Consider the following 16,631-nt stretch of genomic DNA (forward strand, 5'->3'; position numbering starts at 1 on the left):
TCCCGGACCGGCGGCCGCCGTCCCCTTCGTACGGCCGTACGGCCTTCTGTGGGACGGGCCACACAGCCCCGGGAGTCCGGCATGCCGGATGCGCGATAGCCTGACCGGTGGATCTCTTGACGCCAAGAGATCGATCAAACGTCCGGGGCAGGGACGCCCCACCGCCAGCTGTCATACGGAGAACGCCATGACCCGCACTCCCGTGAACGTCACCGTCACCGGCGCGGCCGGCCAGATCGGTTACGCCCTGCTCTTCCGCATCGCCTCCGGCCAGCTGCTCGGCGCGGACGTGCCGGTCAAGCTCCGCCTCCTGGAGATCACCCCCGCCCTCGGCGCCGCCGCCGGCACCGCGATGGAACTCGACGACTGCGCGTTCCCGCTCCTCCAGGGCATCGACATCACCGACGACCCGAACGTCGCCTTCGACGGCGCCAACGTCGCCCTCCTCGTCGGCGCCCGCCCCCGCACCAAGGGCATGGAGCGCGGCGACCTCCTGGAGGCCAACGGCGGCATCTTCAAGCCCCAGGGCAAGGCCATCAACGACCACGCGGCCGACGACATCAAGGTCCTCGTCGTGGGCAACCCGGCCAACACCAACGCCCTGATCGCCCAGGCCGCCGCCCCCGACGTACCGGCCGAGCGCTTCACCGCGATGACCCGCCTCGACCACAACCGCGCGCTGACCCAGCTGGCGAAGAAGACGGGCTCCACGGTCGCCGACATCAAGCGCCTGACCATCTGGGGCAACCACTCCGCCACCCAGTACCCGGACATCTTCCACGCCACGGTCGCCGGCAAGAACGCCGCCGAGGTCGTGAACGACGAGAAGTGGCTGGCCGAGGACTTCATCCCGACCGTCGCCAAGCGCGGCGCCGCGATCATCGAGGCCCGTGGCGCGTCCTCCGCCGCGTCCGCCGCCAACGCCGCCATCGACCACGTGTACACCTGGGTCAACGGCACCGCCGAGGGCGACTGGGCCTCCATGGGCATCCCGTCCGACGGTTCCTACGGCGTTCCGGAGGGGCTCATCTCCTCCTTCCCCGTCACCGTCAAGGACGGCACGTACGAGATCGTCCAGGGCCTGGACATCAACGAGTTCTCCCGCGCCCGCATCGACGCCTCCGTCGCCGAGCTGGCGGAGGAGCGCGAGGCGGTTCGCGCCCTCGGCCTCATCTGATCGGCTGATGTGACCGCGGTGGCCGGTGTGGTCTATAGTTGATCTCACACCGGCCACCGGAACTCCCGGAAGCCGACTGTGCGTTGGTGGTCCAAGGAAAGACGCCCCGCTTCCTGCGGGGAAATGCAGGTGCAAGGCCTGCCCGGCGCTCAAGGAAAGAGTCCCGTCCCGCATCGCGGGGCGGGACTCTTCGCTTTCCCGGTCCTGCCGGTTCACCGGCCCCGCAGCGCCTCCACACCCTTGCGGTCCGTCTCCTCCGGATCGCCGCCCAGCCGGTGCACCAGCACCCACCGCCCGTCCGCCATCGCCCCCGCGAACACCGACGCGTCCCCCGTCGCCCCGTTGTGCCAGTGCAGTTCGCCCGCCGTCTGCCAGCTCAGCGCCGGCTCGCCCAACCGCCGCTCCACCAGCAGCCGTACGACGAGATCCGCGGCGGCGCGCGGGGTCGCCCACAGGCCGCCCGCCGGAAGGATCGCCCCGTCCATCGTCCAGGGCCTGCGGGGCCGGCCCAGCAACCCCGGTGCGGTCAGCCGCAGTTCGCGAGCGGGGTGCGCGCTCACCTCGGTCACCTTCAGGGGCCGCAGCACGTACGCGTCCACCAGTTCCTCGTACGACGTCCCGGCCGCCGAGGCGAGGGCCGCGCCGAGGATCGCGTACCCGAGGTTGGAGTACTCCTCCTCGCCGTCCGGCGGCCGTACGGCGAGCGCGTCGAGGTCCTTCACCAGCCGCAGCAACTCCGCGTGGTCGAAGCGGACGTACGGGTCGCGGCTGCCCACGTTCGGCGGGAGCCGGGGCAGGCCCGAGGTGTGCCGGGCCAGGTTGCGCAGGGTGATGCCGGTGCCGGCCGGGGCCGGGAGCCAGCGGTCGACGGGGTCGTCCAGGCCGACCGCGCCGGCCGCCGCCATGCGGTGCAGCGCCGTGCCGGTCAGCACCTTGGTGAGCGAGCCGATCTCGACATAGCGGTCCAGGGCGTGTCCGTCGGTGACGGCGGGCGGGCTCGCGTCGGTCAGGACGCAGGTGGGTATGCGGGGCACGGGGCTTGATCCTTTCGGCCGGTCGGCGGCCATTGTGCGGTGCCGGACCGGCCCGACCGTCGAGTTCAGGCCACCGGCTCCTTGGCCCGCGCCGGGGCCGTGGGAGCCGGCCGGGGCGTGGCCCGGTAGCCCTTGACCACCACGGCTGTCGCCGCCAGGACGACCACCGCCACCGTGCGCAGGGCCGGGCCCATGCCGGACGCCAGGCCGGAATGGTTCGCCAGGACCGTGCCGGTGACCGCCACACCGAGGGCCGCGCCGATCTCCCGGGCCGCCGTTCCGAGACCGGACGCCAGGCCCGTCCGGTGCGGCGGCAGCGAGGTGGCCGCGCCCAGCGTCAGGGCCGGCATCGACAGACCCGTGCCCGCCGCGATGACCAGCAGCCAGCAGGCGTACACCGGGTACGGGGTCGCGGCGTCCAGGGTGGAGGCGGCCAGCAGGCCCACGCCGATCAGGGCGAGGCCGGTGCCGATGACCGCCCGGGGGTGCCCCGACCAGCGGACGGCCAGCTTCGGGACCAGGGCCATGCCGATGACGAGCGGGATGAACGCGACGCCGGTGACGGCGGGCTCGTAGCCCTTCACCTCCTGGAGGTACTGGGAGTTGACGAAGAACAGCGAGAACAGGCCGAAGAAGCCGGTCGCCATGCCGAGGGTCGTCGCGCGCAGCCGCGGGGAGGCGAACACGCGCGGGTCGAACAGCGCGGCGCGCGAGCGCAGGGACCTCAGCGTGAAGGCGGCGATCAGCGCGGCGCCGGTCGCGAACGCCGCCAGGATGCGCGGGGACGTCCAGCCGTGCAGCGGGCTCTCGATGATGCCGAACAGGACGGCGACCAGGCCCGCCGTGAGCAGCAGGGTGCCCAGCGGGTCCAGATGGCTCTCCGGGGAGCGGGGCGTGCGCGGGGTGGTGCGGGCCACCGCCAGGGCCAGGACGGCGGCCAGCGGCACCATCACGCCGAACAGCACCCGCCAGGACAGGAACTGGCCGATCAGACCGGCGCCGATGTTGCCCACCATGCCGCCCAGACCGATCGACAGCGTCCAGGCCGCCATCGCCTGGGTGCGGCGCTCGGGGCCGGCCAGCCGGATCAGGATCGACATCGTCGCCGGGGTGATCAGCGCGGCCCCGGCCCCCGAGACGCCCCGGCCCGCGATCAGCAGCGCCGGGACCGGGGCGAGCGCGCTGGTCGCGGCGCCCACGGCGAACAGGCCGAGCCCCGCCAGCAGGGCGCCCTTGCGGCCGTGGCGGTCGCCGAGCGCGCCGGCCGGGATGAGCAGGCCGGCGAAGACGATGACGTAGGCGTCGACCGTCCACAGGATCTCGGTGTGCGAGGGGTGCAGGGAGGACGAGGTCAGCTGCGGGATCAGGAGGTTGATGGCGGCGACCATGCTCTGGGCGACCAGCACGCAGGCGCACATCGCGAGGAGCGTGGACCGTTTCAGGGCGTGCGAGGGCACGGTTCCTCCCGGGGAGGTCGGTGGAGTGGGATGCCCTTTCACCGTAGGCTCGGGGTGACCTGCTTTCCAGTGCAACCTTCGCAAGGGATAAATGCGCGTGACGCAATCCACCGGGACGGCGGAGAACGAGCCCGCCGGAACCGGCGCCGGGCACGACCTCGCCGGCGTCGATCTCAATCTGCTCGTCGCGCTGGACGCGCTGCTGGAGGAGCAGAGCGTCCAGGGGGCCGCCCGCCGCATGCATCTGTCCGAGCCCGCGATGAGCCGCACCCTCGGCCGGATCCGCAAGGCGCTCGGGGATCCGGTGCTGGTGCGCGCCGGGCGGCAGATGGTGCCCACGCCCCGCGCGCTCGCCGTGCGCGCCGAGGTGAGCGCGGTCGTGGAGCGGGCGCGGGCGCTGTTCGCGCCGGCCGGGGACACCGACCTCAGGACCGTGACCCGCACGTTCACGATCCTCGGGCATGACGCCATAGCGGCCGCCCAGGGGCCGGCGCTGCTCGCCCGCGCGGCCGCCGAGGCGCCCGGCGTCCGGCTGCGCTTCCTGAGCGAGAGCCATGTCGACGCGCCCTTCCTGCGGGAGGGGACGGCCGATCTGGAGGTGGGCGTCATCGACACGGTCGCGCCCGAGGTGCATCGCGAGCATCTGCACGAGGACCGGATGACCGGCGTCGTACGGGCCGGACATCCGTTGCTGGAGGGCGAGTTGACGCCCGAGCGGTTCGCGACCGAGGCCGATCACCTGATCGTGTCGCGGCGCGGCAAGCTGCGCGGGCCGGTCGACGACGCCCTCGCCGAACTCGGGCTGCAACGGCGGGTGGTGGGCGCCGTCGGCTCCCTGCCGTCGTCCCTCCACGTCATCCGCGACACCGACCTCGTGGGCCTGAACACCACCTGGGGCCTGCCCCTGGCGCAGAGCCTCGGCCTGGTCTCCTTCGAGATCCCGCTCCCCCTCCCGCCCCTCCGCCTGGGCATGGCCTGGCACCCCCGCCACGACGCGGACCCGGCCCACGCCTGGCTAAGGAGTGCGGTAAGAGACCTGGCAGCACGTTGGCCACACGCCTAGCGACAACCGCCCAGGGGCGCGGGGAACTGCGCGACCGGCCCCCCACGACCCGCACCCGGCCACGCCACCCCGCCCTACGGCAACAGATCCGCCACGATCCCCGCCAGCGCAGCGACACCGCACCGCTGCAAGCCCGGCCCGAACGTCACCCGTGTCGCCCCCAGCCCGGCCAGTTCCCCGGGCGTCGGCCCCTGCTGGGGGTGGGCCAGCGCGTTCAGGGGTCCCTGGATCCCGGAGCGCAGCAAGGGCAGTACGGCCGTCGGGGCGAGGATCGGATACACGCAGTCCGCGCCCGCCGCCACGTACAGTGCCGCCCGCTCGATGGCCCGCGCGGGATCGGCGACCCCGCGTACGAACGTGTCCACGCGCGCGTTGACGAAGAGCTGGTCCCCGGCCGCCTGACGCACCTCGGCGAGCCAGTCGGCGTGCGCGCGGGGGTCCTTGAGGACACCCCGGGAGGAGTCCTCCAGATTGCAGCCCACCGCACCGGTCTCCAGGAGCCGTTCCACCAGCTCCTTCGGTGGCAGCCCGTACCCGTCCTCCACGTCCGCCGACACCGGCACGTCGACGGCGCGGACGATCCGGGCGACCGCCGCGAACATCTCGTGCGGGGGCGTGGCGCCGTCCTCGTAGCCGAGGGACGCGGCGATCCCGGCGCTCGGCGTGGCCAGCGCGGGGCTCCCCGCGTCGGCGAACACCCGCGCGCTGGCCGCGTCCCAGGGCCCGGGCAGGACGAGCGGCTCGTCGGGCGAGGGGCGCCGATGCAGGGCCCGGAAGGCGTCGAACTTGTTCACCGGTGCTGCCCCGCCTGGTAGTGGCCCGGCACCATACGGGTCGTCACGCCGAACCGGTTCCACGCGTTGATCACCGTGATCGCGGCGATCAGCTGCGCCAGCTCGGCCTCCTCGAAGTGCTCGGCGGCCGTCGCGTACACCTCGTCGGGGACGAAGCCGTCGGTGAGGACGGTGACCGCCTCGGTCAGCTCCAGGGCGGCCAGCTCCTTCTCCGTGTAGAAGTGCCGCGACTCCTGCCACGCGCTCAGCTGCACGATCCGCTCGACGCTCTCGCCCGCCGCCAGCGCGTCCTTGGTGTGCATGTCGAGGCAGAACGCGCAGTGGTTGATCTGCGAGGCGCGGATCTTCACCAGCTCGTACAGCGCCGGGTCGATGCCCTGCCGGGCGGCCGCGTCCAGCCGGATCATGGCCTTGTAGACCTCGGGCGCGTGCTGCGCCCACGCCAGGCGCGGGGCGTGCTCGGGGGCGTACCGCTCCCTCGTGTCCGTCATGTCCTTGACGTCGTGGCTGCTCATGCGAACGACCCTACGAACCAAGCAGCCCACGGGTATGGTCCATTCCCGTGCGGGAATCTTGGGCCACTTTGGGCGTCGACCTGCATCTGGAGCCGACCGGCACACAGGTGCGGCGCGGGCTGACCGACGCGCTGCGGGAGGCCGTCCGCAGCGGGCGGCTCGCGCCCGGCACCCGGCTGCCGTCGTCCCGTTCCCTCGCCGCCGACCTGGGCATCGCCCGCAACACGGTCGCCGACGCCTACGCCGACCTCGTCGCCGAGGGCTGGCTCACCGCCCGGCAGGGCTCCGGCACACGGGTCGCCGAGCGGTCCCCGGCACCCCGGCCGCCCGAGCCGCCCGCCCGGCACCCGCGCGTGCCCGGACGGGCCGCCCACAGCCTGCTGCCCGGCACACCCGACCTCGCCGCGTTCCCGCGCGCCGAGTGGCTCAAGGCGGCCCGCCGCGCGCTGTCCGCCGCACCGCTCGACGCCCTCGGCTACGGCGATCCGCGCGGGCGCGTCGAACTGCGCACCGCGCTCGCCGCGTACCTCTCCCGCGCGCGGGGCGTCCGCGCCGACCCCGAGCACATCGTGGTCTGCTCGGGCTTCGCCCACGGGCTGCGGCTGCTCGGGGAGGCGCTGTACGGGCGGGGGCTGCGCTCGCTCGCCGTGGAGTCGTACGGCCTGCCGCCGCACTGGAGCCTGCTGGAACGGGCCGGACTGCGGACCGTCCCCCTGCCCTTCGACGACCACGGCACGCGCGTGGACGGGCTCACCGGGGAGACCGGGGCGGTGCTGCTCACACCCGCCCACCAGTTCCCGCTCGGCGCGGCACTGCGGCCCGAGCGGCGGGCGGCCGTCGTGGACTGGGCGCGGCGCACCGGGGGGCTGGTCCTGGAGGACGACTACGACGGGGAGTTCCGCTACGACCGGCAGCCCGTCGGCGCGCTCCAGGATCTCGGGCCGGAGCAGGTCGTGTACCTCGGCACCGCGAGCAAGTCGCTCGCGCCCGGGCTGCGGCTGGGATGGCTGGTGCTGCCGCCCTCGCTGACCGGGGAGGTCACGCGGCTGGGCGGGGGCATGTCGACGGGGGTGCTGGAGCAGCTGACGCTCGCCGAGTTCATCACGTCCGGGGCCTACGACCGTCATGTGCGCGCTTCCCGGCTGCGGTACCGGCGACGCCGCGACGCCCTCGTGGCCGCCGTCGCCGCGCACGCGCCCGAGGTCCGCGTCACCGGCATCGCGGCCGGCCTCCACGCGGTCCTCCGCCTCCCGCCGGGCACGGAGGATTCGGTGGTACGAGCGGCGGCCTGGCAGGGCCTGGACCTCTACGGCCTCTCCCGCTTCCGCCACGCACAGTCGACGGCGGAACCACTGGACGCGCTGGTGGTCGGGTACGGGGGACCGTCGGACCGGGGGTGGCCGGGAGCACTGGAGGCGTTGTGCAGGGCACTGCCGTGACGGGCCGACGAGAGCCGTCGGTTCGGGTCAGTGGTGGTGGGATTTCGGTTCGGTGTCGGGCAGGGGGTTCGCCGTGCTCGGGTCCTCCGGCGAGTCCTCCGTCGGGGCCTCTCCGAAGCGGGCCAGGGCCAGGGCGCCGGCCACCGCCACCGCGAAGCCCAGGACCGCCAGCCAGCCCAGGCCCTCCCTGGTGCGGTCGCCCAGCCAGGCCACGCCCACCGCCGCCGGGGGGAGGGTCTCGCCCAGGACCATGCCCGCCGTCGCCGTGGTCACCGAGCCGCGCTGGAGGGCCGACGTGAGCAGGACGAACGCCGCGGCGCCGCCCAGGAGCAGCGCGTAGACCGCCGGGTCGGTCAGCAGGGCCGCCGGGTCGAGGTCGTCGATGAGGCGGACCGACACCTCCACCACCCCGAAGCCGCACCCGGCCCCCAGCCCCAGCACCAGCGCCCGTGACCGGCCCCTCAGCCGTGTGCCGACCGCCCCCAGCAGCAGTACGCCCGCCGCCGCGCCGAGCATCGCCCACGGCAGCGCCGCCGGCCCCGTCTCCTCGCCCTCAGGACCGGACGCCAGCGCCAGCATCGCCAGCCCCGCGCACACGACCCCCACCGCGCCCCACTCGGCCCGGCTCAGCCGCGTCTTGAGCAGCCGCGCCGCGACCACCGCGGTCACGGCGAGGCTCGCGGCGAGGGCCGCCCCCACGGCGTAGATCGGGACGCTCCGCAGCGCCGCGATCTGGAAGAGGAACCCGAGTCCGTCGAGCGCGAGGCCCGCGATGTACCGCCACTGCCGCAGCGCCCGCAGCAGCAGCGCCGCTTCCGAGCCTCCCGGCGCGGCCGCCCGCGCGGCCATCGCCTGCAGCACCGTCGCCGTACCGAAGCAGAGCGCCGCGGCGAGGGCGCACACCATTCCAAAGAGCACAGGGGGACTGTAGGCGAGCGAGTGGTGAGCGGGGCGTGAGGGGGCCGCCGTCCGGGCTTTCTCACCGGTCTCTAGGCTGTCCGCCGGACAACAGCACCGACGGAATCCAGACAACGGGGTGACGGGAACATGGCGGACAGGACTCGGCGACGGCTGCGCTCCGGGACGGTCGTGCTCGGCGGAGTGGGGCTCCTCGCGACCGCCCTGACCGCCTGCTCCTCCGACCCCGACAAGCGCTGCGTCGACCGCGACAGCTACCGCGCGGGCCAGGGCTACAAGGTCGTCGCCGACAAGAACTGCCAGTCGTCCTCGTCGTCCTCCTCCCACTACACCTGGTACTACGGCGGCGGGAAGAGCGGCGGCTACGTCCACAGCGGCTCCTTCAGCAAGTCGTCGGGCAAGGGCTCGGGCTCCTCCGGAGGCGGCGGCGTGGACCGCGGCGGCTTCGGCGGCGGCAAGGGCAGCTCCGGCGGCTGAGCCGGAGGAGCACCCGCATGCGACGGCACACCCTCACCCCCCGCCCCGACTGGCAGCGCACCGTCGAGGAGCAGGGCCTCGTCTATCCGCTCACCCGTCACCTGGACGGCTCCCTGCGCCCGTACTGGGACGAGAGCGCCTACTACGTCTTCTCCCTCGACGAGGTCGAGGCGCTGGAGGAGACCGTCGAGGAACTGCACCGCATGTGCCTCGCGGCCGCCGACCACATCGTCACCGCCGGCCGTTTCGCCGACCTCGGCATCACCGACCCGCGCGTCGCCTCGGCGGTCGCGGAGTCCTGGCGCCGGCGCGCCGAACTGCCGTCCGTCTACGGCCGTTTCGACCTGCGCTACGACGGCACGGGCCCGGCGAAGATGCTGGAGTACAACGCGGACACCCCGACGTCGCTGGTGGAGGCGGCGTCGCCGCAGTGGTTCTGGATGGAGGAACGATTCCCCGGCGCCGACCAGTGGAACTCCCTCCACGAGCGCCTCATCGCCGCCTGGAAGAGGCAGGCCGCCCTCCTCCCGCCCGGCGGCCCCCTGTACTTCGCGCACTCCACCGCCGACGAACTCGGCGAGGACCTGATGACGGTCGCCTACCTCAAGGAGACCGCCGAGCAGGCCGGCCTGGACACCGAGTGGATCCCGATGGAGGACATCGGCTGGGACCACCTCTCCGGCCGCTTCGTCGACCACCAGCTCCGCTTCATCCGCGGCTGCTTCAAGCTCTACCCGTGGGAGTGGATGACCGAGGACCGCTTCGCCGACCACGTCCTCGGCACCCTCGACAACGGCGGCGGCACCGGCAGCACCCTGTGGATCGAGCCCGCCTGGAAGATGCTGCTCAGCAACAAGGCCCTGCTGGCGATCCTGTGGGAGCTGTACCCCAGCCACCCCAACCTCCTCCCCGCCTACCTCGACGGCCCTCGCGAGCTGGCCTCCCGTCAGGGCTACGTCGCCAAGCCCCTGCTCGGCCGCGAGGGCGCCGGCGTCACCCTCCACCCGCCGGGCGCCGAACCCGCCGACGGCGAGGCGATGCCGTCCGGCATCCGGGACGAGCCGTGCTGCTACCAGGAGCTGGCCCCGCTGCCCGCCTTCGACGGCAACCACGTCGTCCTGGGCGCGTGGGTCGTCGACGGCGAGTCGGCCGGGCTCGGCATCCGGGAGTCGGCGGGCCTGGTGACGGACGAGTACGCCCGCTTCGTCCCGCACGTGATCCTCTGACGGCCGTACGTGATCCCTTAACGGTCCCCTGTGATCCTTCAACGGCTCCCTGTGAGCCGTGAACGACCTCGTATGACCTTCGCTCGCATGGTGGACGTACCGCCTGCGGCCGGCGAACCGCCCGGTAGGCTGGCCGCGGGCCGTGACTGGCGCGCTGGGATGGGACGGACCATCGGGGAGCGGCCCGTGAGTGATCAGTGCCGTGCGCCTGGGCCGAACCGTGTACCCGTGACCGCTCCCCAGCACCACGCCACCGGAGGCCGACGACATGTCAGAGCAGCAGCCCCTCTCCACCGAGTCCACCGCCTTCCGCGCCGCCCTCGACGTGATCCGCGCCGTCGAGCCGCGCGTCGCCGACGCCATCGGCCAGGAGGTCCACGACCAGCGCGAGATGCTCAAGCTGATCGCCTCCGAGAACTACGCCTCCCCGGCGACCCTTCTCGCGATGGGCAACTGGTTCAGCGACAAGTACGCCGAGGGCACCGTCGGCCGCCGCTTCTACGCCGGCTGCCGCAACGTCGACACCGTCGAGTCCCTCGCCGCCGAGCACGCCCGTGAGCTCTTCGGCGCCCGGCACGCCTACGTCCAGCCGCACTCCGGCATCGACGCCAACCTCGTCGCCTTCTGGGCCGTCCTCGCCGACCGCGTCGAGGCCCCCTTCCTGGAGAAGACCGGCGCCCGCCAGGTCAACGACCTCACCGAGGCCGACTGGGCCGAGCTGCGCCAGGCCTTCGGCAACCAGCGCATGCTCGGCATGTCCCTGGACGCCGGCGGCCACCTCACCCACGGCTTCCGCCCGAACATCTCCGGCAAGATGTTCGACCAGCGCTCCTACGGCACCGACCCGGCGACCGGCCTCATCGACTACGACGCCCTGCGCGCCCAGGCCCGCGAGTTCAAGCCGCTGATCCTCGTCGCCGGCTACTCCGCGTACCCCCGTCTGGTGAACTTCCGGATCATGCGGGAGATCGCCGACGAGGTCGGCGCGACCCTCATGGTCGACATGGCGCACTTCGCCGGCCTGGTCGCGGGCAAGGTCCTCACCGGCGACTTCGACCCGGTCCCGCACGCCCAGATCGTCACCACGACCACCCACAAGTCCCTGCGCGGCCCGCGCGGCGGCATGGTCCTGTGCGACGACTCCCTCAAGGACCAGGTCGACCGCGGCTGCCCGATGGTCCTCGGCGGCCCGCTCCCGCACGTCATGGCCGCGAAGGCCGTCGCCCTGGCCGAGGCCAGGCAGCCCGCCTTCCGCGACTACGCCCAGCGCATCGTCGACAACTCCCAGGCGCTCGCCGAGGGCCTCATGCGCCGGGGCGCGACCCTGGTCACGGGCGGCACGGACAACCACCTCAACCTCATCGACGTCGCCACGTCCTACGGCCTCACCGGCCGCCAGGCCGAGGCCGCCCTCCTCGACTCGGGCATCGTCACCAACCGCAACGCGATCCCGGCCGACCCCAACGGCGCCTGGTACACCTCCGGCATCCGCGTCGGCACCCCGGCGCTCACCACGCGCGGCCTGGGCACGGCGGAGATGGACGAGGTGGCGGGCCTGATCGACCGCGTCCTGACGACGACGGAGGCGGGCACGACGAAGTCGGGCGCGGTGTCGAAGGCGGCCCACGTCCTGGACGAGAAGGTGAGCCAGGAGATCGCACAGAGGGCGACGGACCTGGTGGCGGCGTTCCCGCTGTACCCGGAAGTCGACCTGGGCTGAAGGCGCCCCTAGAGGGGCGCGGGGAACTGCGCGACCAGCCCACCGCGGGTCCGCAGTTCCCTACGCACAGAACCCCCCGAGCTCTCTGCGACAATGAGGGGTATGGCTTCTGACCGACCCCGCGTGCTCTCCGGCATCCAGCCCACCGCCGGCTCGTTCCACCTCGGCAACTACCTCGGCGCCGTCCGCCAGTGGGTAGCCCTCCAGGAGTCCCACGACGCGTTCTACATGGTCGTGGACCTGCACGCGATCACGGTCCCGCAGGACCCGGCCGACCTGCGCGCCAACACCCGGCTCGCCGCGGCCCAGCTTCTCGCCGCCGGCCTCGACCCGGACCGCTGCACCCTCTTCGTGCAGAGCCACGTCCCCGAGCACGCCCAGCTCGCCTGGGTCATGAACTGCCTCACCGGCTTCGGCGAGGCCAGCCGTATGACCCAGTTCAAGGACAAGTCCGCCAAGCAGGGCGCCGACCGCGCGAGCGTCGGCCTCTTCACGTATCCGATCCTCCAGGTCGCGGACATCCTGCTCTACCAGGCCAACGAGGTCCCGGTCGGCGAGGACCAGCGCCAGCACATCGAGCTCACCCGCGACCTCGCCGAGCGCTTCAACGGCCGCTTCGGCGAGACGTTCACGATCCCGAAGCCGTACATCCTCAAGGAGACGGCGAAGATCTACGACCTCCAGGACCCGTCGATCAAGATGAGCAAGTCGGCGTCCACGCCGAAGGGCCTCATCAACCTGCTCGACGAGCCGAAGACCACCGCCAAGAAGGTCAAGAGCGCGGTCACCGACACCGACACGGTGATCCGGTACGACGCCGAGAACAAGCCCGGCATCTCCAACCTCCTCACCATCCACTCCACCCTCACCGGCAAGTCGATCGCCGAGCTGGAGCAGGAGTACGAGGGGAAGATGTACGGCGCGCTCAAGACCGACCTCGCCGAGATCATGGTCGACTTCGTGACGCCGTTCCGGGAGCGCACCCAGCAGTACCTGGACGACCCCGAGACCCTCGACTCGATCCTCGCCAAGGGCGCGGAGAAGGCGCGTGCCGTCGCCGCGGAGACCCTGGCCCAGGCGTACGAGCGGGTGGGCTTCCTGCCCGCCAAGCACTGAGGCCGGCACTCGGTAAGCACCGCGCAAGCACTGAGCTGTAGAGCACACGGCCATCGCTGCACAACCGGGCAGCGGTGGCCGTACAGTCGATAGCCGACAGGGCCAGGACGACAGAGCCCGGACGACAGAGGAGACGACGTGGGGACCGTAACGATCGGCGTGTCGATCGCGGTCCCGGAGCCTCACGGCAGCCTGCTCCAGGAGCGGCGCGCGGGCTTCGGCGACGCCGCGGCTCACGGCATCCCCACGCATGTCACCCTGCTCCCGCCGACCGAGGTCGACGCCGGCGACCTGCCCGCGATCGAGGCGCACCTCACCGAGGTCGCCGCGGCCGGGCGGGCGTTCCCGATGCGGCTCGCCGGCACCGGCACCTTCCGGCCCCTGTCACCCGTCGTCTATGTGCGGGTCGTCGAGGGCGCCGACTGCTGCACCCGGCTGCAGAAGCGGATCCGTGACGGCTCCGGGCCGCTGGCGCGCGAGCTCCAGTTCCCGTACCACCCGCACGTCACCGTCGCCCACGGCATCGACGAGGCGGCGATGGACCGCGCCTTCGCCGAACTCGCCGACTACGAGGCCGCCTGGCCCTGCGCCGGCTTCGCGCTCTACGAGCAGGGCGCCGACGGCGTCTGGCGCAAGCTGCGCGAGTACGCGTTCGGCGGCGGCGCGACCGTCGTACCGTCGCAGGCCGGCGCACCGGCGGAAGAGGACAGCCTGCCGGCCCGCTGACCGGGGAGGGGGGGACAGGTGGGGGTGACCCCTCTCGGGTCCGAGGACCCGCTCGCCGTAGGGCAGTTCACCCTGCTCGGGCGGCTCGGCTCGGGCGGCTTCGGCACGGTCTACCTGGGGCGGACGCCCGGCGGCCGGAAGGTCGCGGTCAAGACCGTGCACCGGCACATCGCCGACCACGACGGCTTCCGCGCCCGCTTCCGCCGTGAGGTGGAGGCGTTGCGCCGGGCCGGCGGCTTCTTCACCGCGCCGCTCGTCGACGCCGACCCGGGCGCGCCGCTGCCCTGGCTGGCCACCGAGTACGTGCCCGGCCCCGATCTCGGCGCCGTCGTCGCTCGGGGCGGGCCGCTGGCACCCGACGCGGTCCGGCGCCTCGGCGCGGCACTGTGCGAGGCGCTGGCCGCGCTGCACGGCGCCGGGCTCGTGCACCGCGACCTCAAGCCGTCCAACGTGCTGCTCGTCGCCGACGGCCCCCGCGTCATCGACTTCGGCATCGCGTCCCTCACCGACGCGACCCGCCTCACCGTCACCCACGAATCGGCGGGCACCCCCGGGTACGCGGCCCCCGAGCAGCTGCGCGGCATGCGCGACGTCGGACCGGCGGCGGACGTGTTCGCGCTGACCTGCCTGCTGGTGTACGCGGCGCGCGGGCACGGGCCGTACCGCGCGGCGACGTACGTCGAGTACATCGCGCACGTCCTGCACGAACCCCCCGACCTGACCGGCCTGGACCGGCCCCTGCGTGAGCTGGCGGAGGCGGGCCTCACGACGGACCCGGACCTGCGGATCCCGCTGGCCGACCTCGCGGCCCTGTGCGCCGGGCACGGGACGAACGGCCCGACGCACCGCGACCTCCCCTTCGCCGAACTGCTGTCACCAGGGGCACGGAGCCTGCTGACGGCAGGGGAGACGGATCCGACGGTGGTGGCTGCGGAGGCCGCGGCGGCCGCTGTGGCCGGGGGCGGGCGTGCGGGCGCCGGTGCCGTCGTCGTAGAGGCGTCTCCGTCCGCGCGGGCCGTGCCGAAGCCGTCCCGGTCGTGGGAGTGGACGGTGCCCGTGCCCGGTCCCGACGGCGGCGGCCACGCGTCCCTCAGAGGGCCCGCGCGGGCCGACGGGGTGATCTGCCTGGCCGGTGGCGGGCGGCTGTACGGGCTCGACGCGGCCGACGGGACGGAGCGCTGGAGTGTCGAGGCCGGGTTCGGACGGCCCGTCGCCGGACCGGTGACCGCCGGCGGGGTGTTCGTCGTGACCGACCACCGGGGCCGGACGTACGGCCATCGCGCGAGCGACGGGGCCCGGCTGTGGACGCACGAGCGCGCGTCGAGCCCCCACGACTTCGAGTGCGCCCGGCTGATCGTCACCGACACGCCCGCTCGGTGGGTGCTGCTGCGGTTCGTGGAGCGGGACCGGGTCCCGGAGGGCGGCGACCAGGCGTCCGTCTCCTGGGAGGACGACGTCCTGCTGGACCCCGCGACCGGCGAGATCGTCACGTACACCACTCCCCGGTCCGACACGGACGGCCGGCGCTGGGGCACCACCGCCTGGGTGACCCGCGACCGGCTGTTCCTCCAGGGCTGGGAGAAGCTGGTCTCCCTCGGCTTCGGCACCGACGCGGGCACGCGATGGACGGAGAAGTCCCACGCGTCCGTGCCGAACGGCGAGCGCGTGTGCACCTGGAGCCCCTGGGGCGGTGTGGTCTGCCGCGACGCCGCGACCGGCACCGTCCTGTGGCGCAGCAGACGGCCGCGCGGCGGCACCGGCGCGGTGACCTGCACCCCCGACGGGGAGACGGTGATCGTGGCGACGACCCGGGGCCTGTGGGCGTACGCCGCGCGCACCGGGCGGCGCCTGTGGACGGAGTCCGCCCCCACGGAACCCCAGGTGCTCTCGATGCGGGCCGGGGTCACGGGCGGCGCGGTCTGGGTGCTGCTGAACAAGGTGGCGTACGCCTGCGATCCGGCCGACGGACGCCTGCTGTGGCAGCTGACGGTGGACGGTTACCAATCCTTCGCGGCCGAGCCGCACGGCGACCTGCTGGTGCTCACCGACGGCCTGCACCTGCGGGTCCTGCGCCCCGCCGACGGCCAGGAGCTGTGGTCCGGGGACACGGAGGACCACAACAGCTTCGACCCCCAGCCCCACTGGACCGTCACCGACACCCTGCTGGTCCTGCGCCGCACCGACGGCGCGATCGCCCATGAACTCCCGCAGCCCTAGACGGACAGGCGGCGGAACAGCCCGCGCGGGGTGTGCCGCAGCGCCGACATCACCACGCGCAGGACGCCCGGCACCCATACCGTCTCCGAGCGGCGGCGCAGGCCGAGTTCGATGGCCGTGGCCACCGCCTCGGGCGTGGTCGCGAGGGGAGCCTCGGGCAGTCCCGCCGTCATCCTCGTACGGACGAAACCGGGGCGTACGACCATCACGTGCACGCCCGTGCCCTGGAGGGCGTCGCCCAGGCCCTGCGCGAAGGCGTCCAGGCCGGCCTTGCTGGAGCCGTAGATGAAGTTGGCGCGGCGGGCCCGTTCGCCCGCGACGGAGGACAGGACCACCAGCGAGCCATGGCCCTGCGCCTGGAGCGCGCGGGCACAGACCAGGCCGGCCGAGACCGCGCCGGTGTAGTTGGTCTGCGCGACGCGCACGGCGGCGGCCGGCTCGCGCTCGTCGTGCGCCTGGTCGCCGAGGACACCGAAGGCCAGCAGGACGACGTCGATGTCACCCTCGGCGAAGACCTTGCCGAGCGCCGTCTCGTGCGCCCCGGGGTCGAGCGCGTCGAAGGCGACCGTACGGACGTCGGCGCCCAGGGCGCGCAGCCCCTCGGCGGCCTCCTGCAGCGCGGGGGAGGGGCGGCCGGCGAGCCACACCGTGCGGGTGCGGCGGGCGATCAGACGGCGGGCGGCGGCCAGCGCGATCTCCGACGTGCCGCCGAGGACGAGGAGGGACTGCGGGAGACCGAAGGCGTCCTTCAC

Annotated in this window: 15 protein-coding genes and 1 riboswitch; of the genes, 9 read left to right on the plus strand and 6 right to left on the minus strand. The window is 73.4% G+C overall.

All coding sequences use genetic code 11. From position 1 onward, the window contains the following. The first annotated feature begins 187 nt into the window (after positions 1-187). The gene (locus tag ACZ5NW_RS24015) at positions 188-1,177 is read left to right on the plus strand and encodes a malate dehydrogenase (RefSeq protein ID WP_468745925.1); all 990 of its coding nucleotides are present in this window, start codon (positions 188-190) and stop codon (positions 1,175-1,177) included. Positions 1,178-1,389: 212 nt separating this feature from the next. Here ACZ5NW_RS24015 and ACZ5NW_RS24020 read toward each other — a convergent pair whose 3' ends face one another. Beyond that, positions 1,390-2,211, minus strand: a complete 822-nt coding sequence (locus ACZ5NW_RS24020) for a serine hydrolase domain-containing protein (protein ID WP_468745926.1) — start codon at positions 2,209-2,211, stop codon at positions 1,390-1,392. A 65-nt stretch (positions 2,212-2,276) separates the two neighbouring features. Further along, entirely contained in the window at positions 2,277-3,668 is a 1,392-nt protein-coding gene (locus tag ACZ5NW_RS24025; RefSeq protein WP_468745927.1) for an MFS transporter, read from the minus strand. Positions 3,669-3,759: 91 nt separating this feature from the next. Between ACZ5NW_RS24025 and ACZ5NW_RS24030 the strand changes: the two genes are divergently transcribed. Further along, positions 3,760-4,731 (plus strand): LysR family transcriptional regulator, encoded by a 972-nt coding sequence (locus ACZ5NW_RS24030; protein ID WP_468745928.1) that lies wholly within the window; start codon positions 3,760-3,762, stop codon positions 4,729-4,731. 74 nt (positions 4,732-4,805) lie between these two features. Here ACZ5NW_RS24030 and ACZ5NW_RS24035 read toward each other — a convergent pair whose 3' ends face one another. Further along, complete coding sequence (locus ACZ5NW_RS24035; protein ID WP_468745929.1) at positions 4,806-5,525, minus strand: isocitrate lyase/PEP mutase family protein; 720 nt, start codon at positions 5,523-5,525, stop codon at positions 4,806-4,808. Further along, the gene (locus ACZ5NW_RS24040; RefSeq protein ID WP_468745930.1) at positions 5,522-6,040 is read right to left on the minus strand and encodes a carboxymuconolactone decarboxylase family protein; all 519 of its coding nucleotides are present in this window, start codon (positions 6,038-6,040) and stop codon (positions 5,522-5,524) included. The genes ACZ5NW_RS24035 and ACZ5NW_RS24040 overlap by 4 nt, the downstream gene beginning before the upstream one ends. Positions 6,041-6,087: 47 nt before the next feature. Here ACZ5NW_RS24040 and pdxR point away from each other — a divergent pair, with 47 nt between their 5' ends. Beyond that, positions 6,088-7,479 (plus strand): MocR-like pyridoxine biosynthesis transcription factor PdxR, encoded by a 1,392-nt coding sequence (gene pdxR / locus ACZ5NW_RS24045; protein ID WP_468745931.1) that lies wholly within the window; start codon positions 6,088-6,090, stop codon positions 7,477-7,479. A gap of 27 nt (positions 7,480-7,506) precedes the next feature. Here pdxR and ACZ5NW_RS24050 read toward each other — a convergent pair whose 3' ends face one another. Next, complete coding sequence (locus tag ACZ5NW_RS24050; protein ID WP_468746175.1) at positions 7,507-8,385, minus strand: DMT family transporter; 879 nt, start codon at positions 8,383-8,385, stop codon at positions 7,507-7,509. Between the two features lie 141 nt (positions 8,386-8,526). Between ACZ5NW_RS24050 and ACZ5NW_RS24055 the strand changes: the two genes are divergently transcribed. The 6 genes from ACZ5NW_RS24055 (at position 8,527) to ACZ5NW_RS24080 (ending at position 15,879) form a co-directional block, all read left to right on the plus strand. Then, the gene (locus tag ACZ5NW_RS24055) at positions 8,527-8,874 is read left to right on the plus strand and encodes a hypothetical protein (protein WP_468745932.1); all 348 of its coding nucleotides are present in this window, start codon (positions 8,527-8,529) and stop codon (positions 8,872-8,874) included. Between the two features lie 17 nt (positions 8,875-8,891). Beyond that, complete coding sequence (locus ACZ5NW_RS24060) at positions 8,892-10,100, plus strand: glutathionylspermidine synthase family protein (protein WP_468745933.1); 1,209 nt, start codon at positions 8,892-8,894, stop codon at positions 10,098-10,100. Positions 10,101-10,232: 132 nt separating this feature from the next. Beyond that, positions 10,233-10,321, plus strand: a riboswitch (ZMP/ZTP riboswitch). A gap of 47 nt (positions 10,322-10,368) precedes the next feature. Then, positions 10,369-11,820 (plus strand): glycine hydroxymethyltransferase, encoded by a 1,452-nt coding sequence (locus tag ACZ5NW_RS24065; RefSeq protein WP_468745934.1) that lies wholly within the window; start codon positions 10,369-10,371, stop codon positions 11,818-11,820. A 102-nt stretch (positions 11,821-11,922) separates the two neighbouring features. Then, the gene (gene trpS, locus ACZ5NW_RS24070; protein WP_468745935.1) at positions 11,923-12,936 is read left to right on the plus strand and encodes a tryptophan--tRNA ligase; all 1,014 of its coding nucleotides are present in this window, start codon (positions 11,923-11,925) and stop codon (positions 12,934-12,936) included. A gap of 138 nt (positions 12,937-13,074) precedes the next feature. Further along, a complete protein-coding gene (locus ACZ5NW_RS24075) occupies positions 13,075-13,662 on the plus strand; it encodes a 2'-5' RNA ligase family protein (protein ID WP_468745936.1) in 588 nt (195 codons plus the stop codon). 24 nt (positions 13,663-13,686) lie between these two features. After that, positions 13,687-15,879, plus strand: coding sequence for a protein kinase domain-containing protein (locus ACZ5NW_RS24080; protein ID WP_468745937.1), 2,193 nt, complete (start codon positions 13,687-13,689; stop codon positions 15,877-15,879). Here the strand turns inward: ACZ5NW_RS24080 and ACZ5NW_RS24085 are convergent. Further along, positions 15,876-16,631, minus strand: a complete 756-nt coding sequence (locus ACZ5NW_RS24085; protein WP_468745938.1) for a decaprenylphospho-beta-D-erythro-pentofuranosid-2-ulose 2-reductase — start codon at positions 16,629-16,631, stop codon at positions 15,876-15,878. The genes ACZ5NW_RS24080 and ACZ5NW_RS24085 overlap by 4 nt on opposite strands.

The organism is Streptomyces sp. NPDC032126 (genome assembly GCF_055580085.1).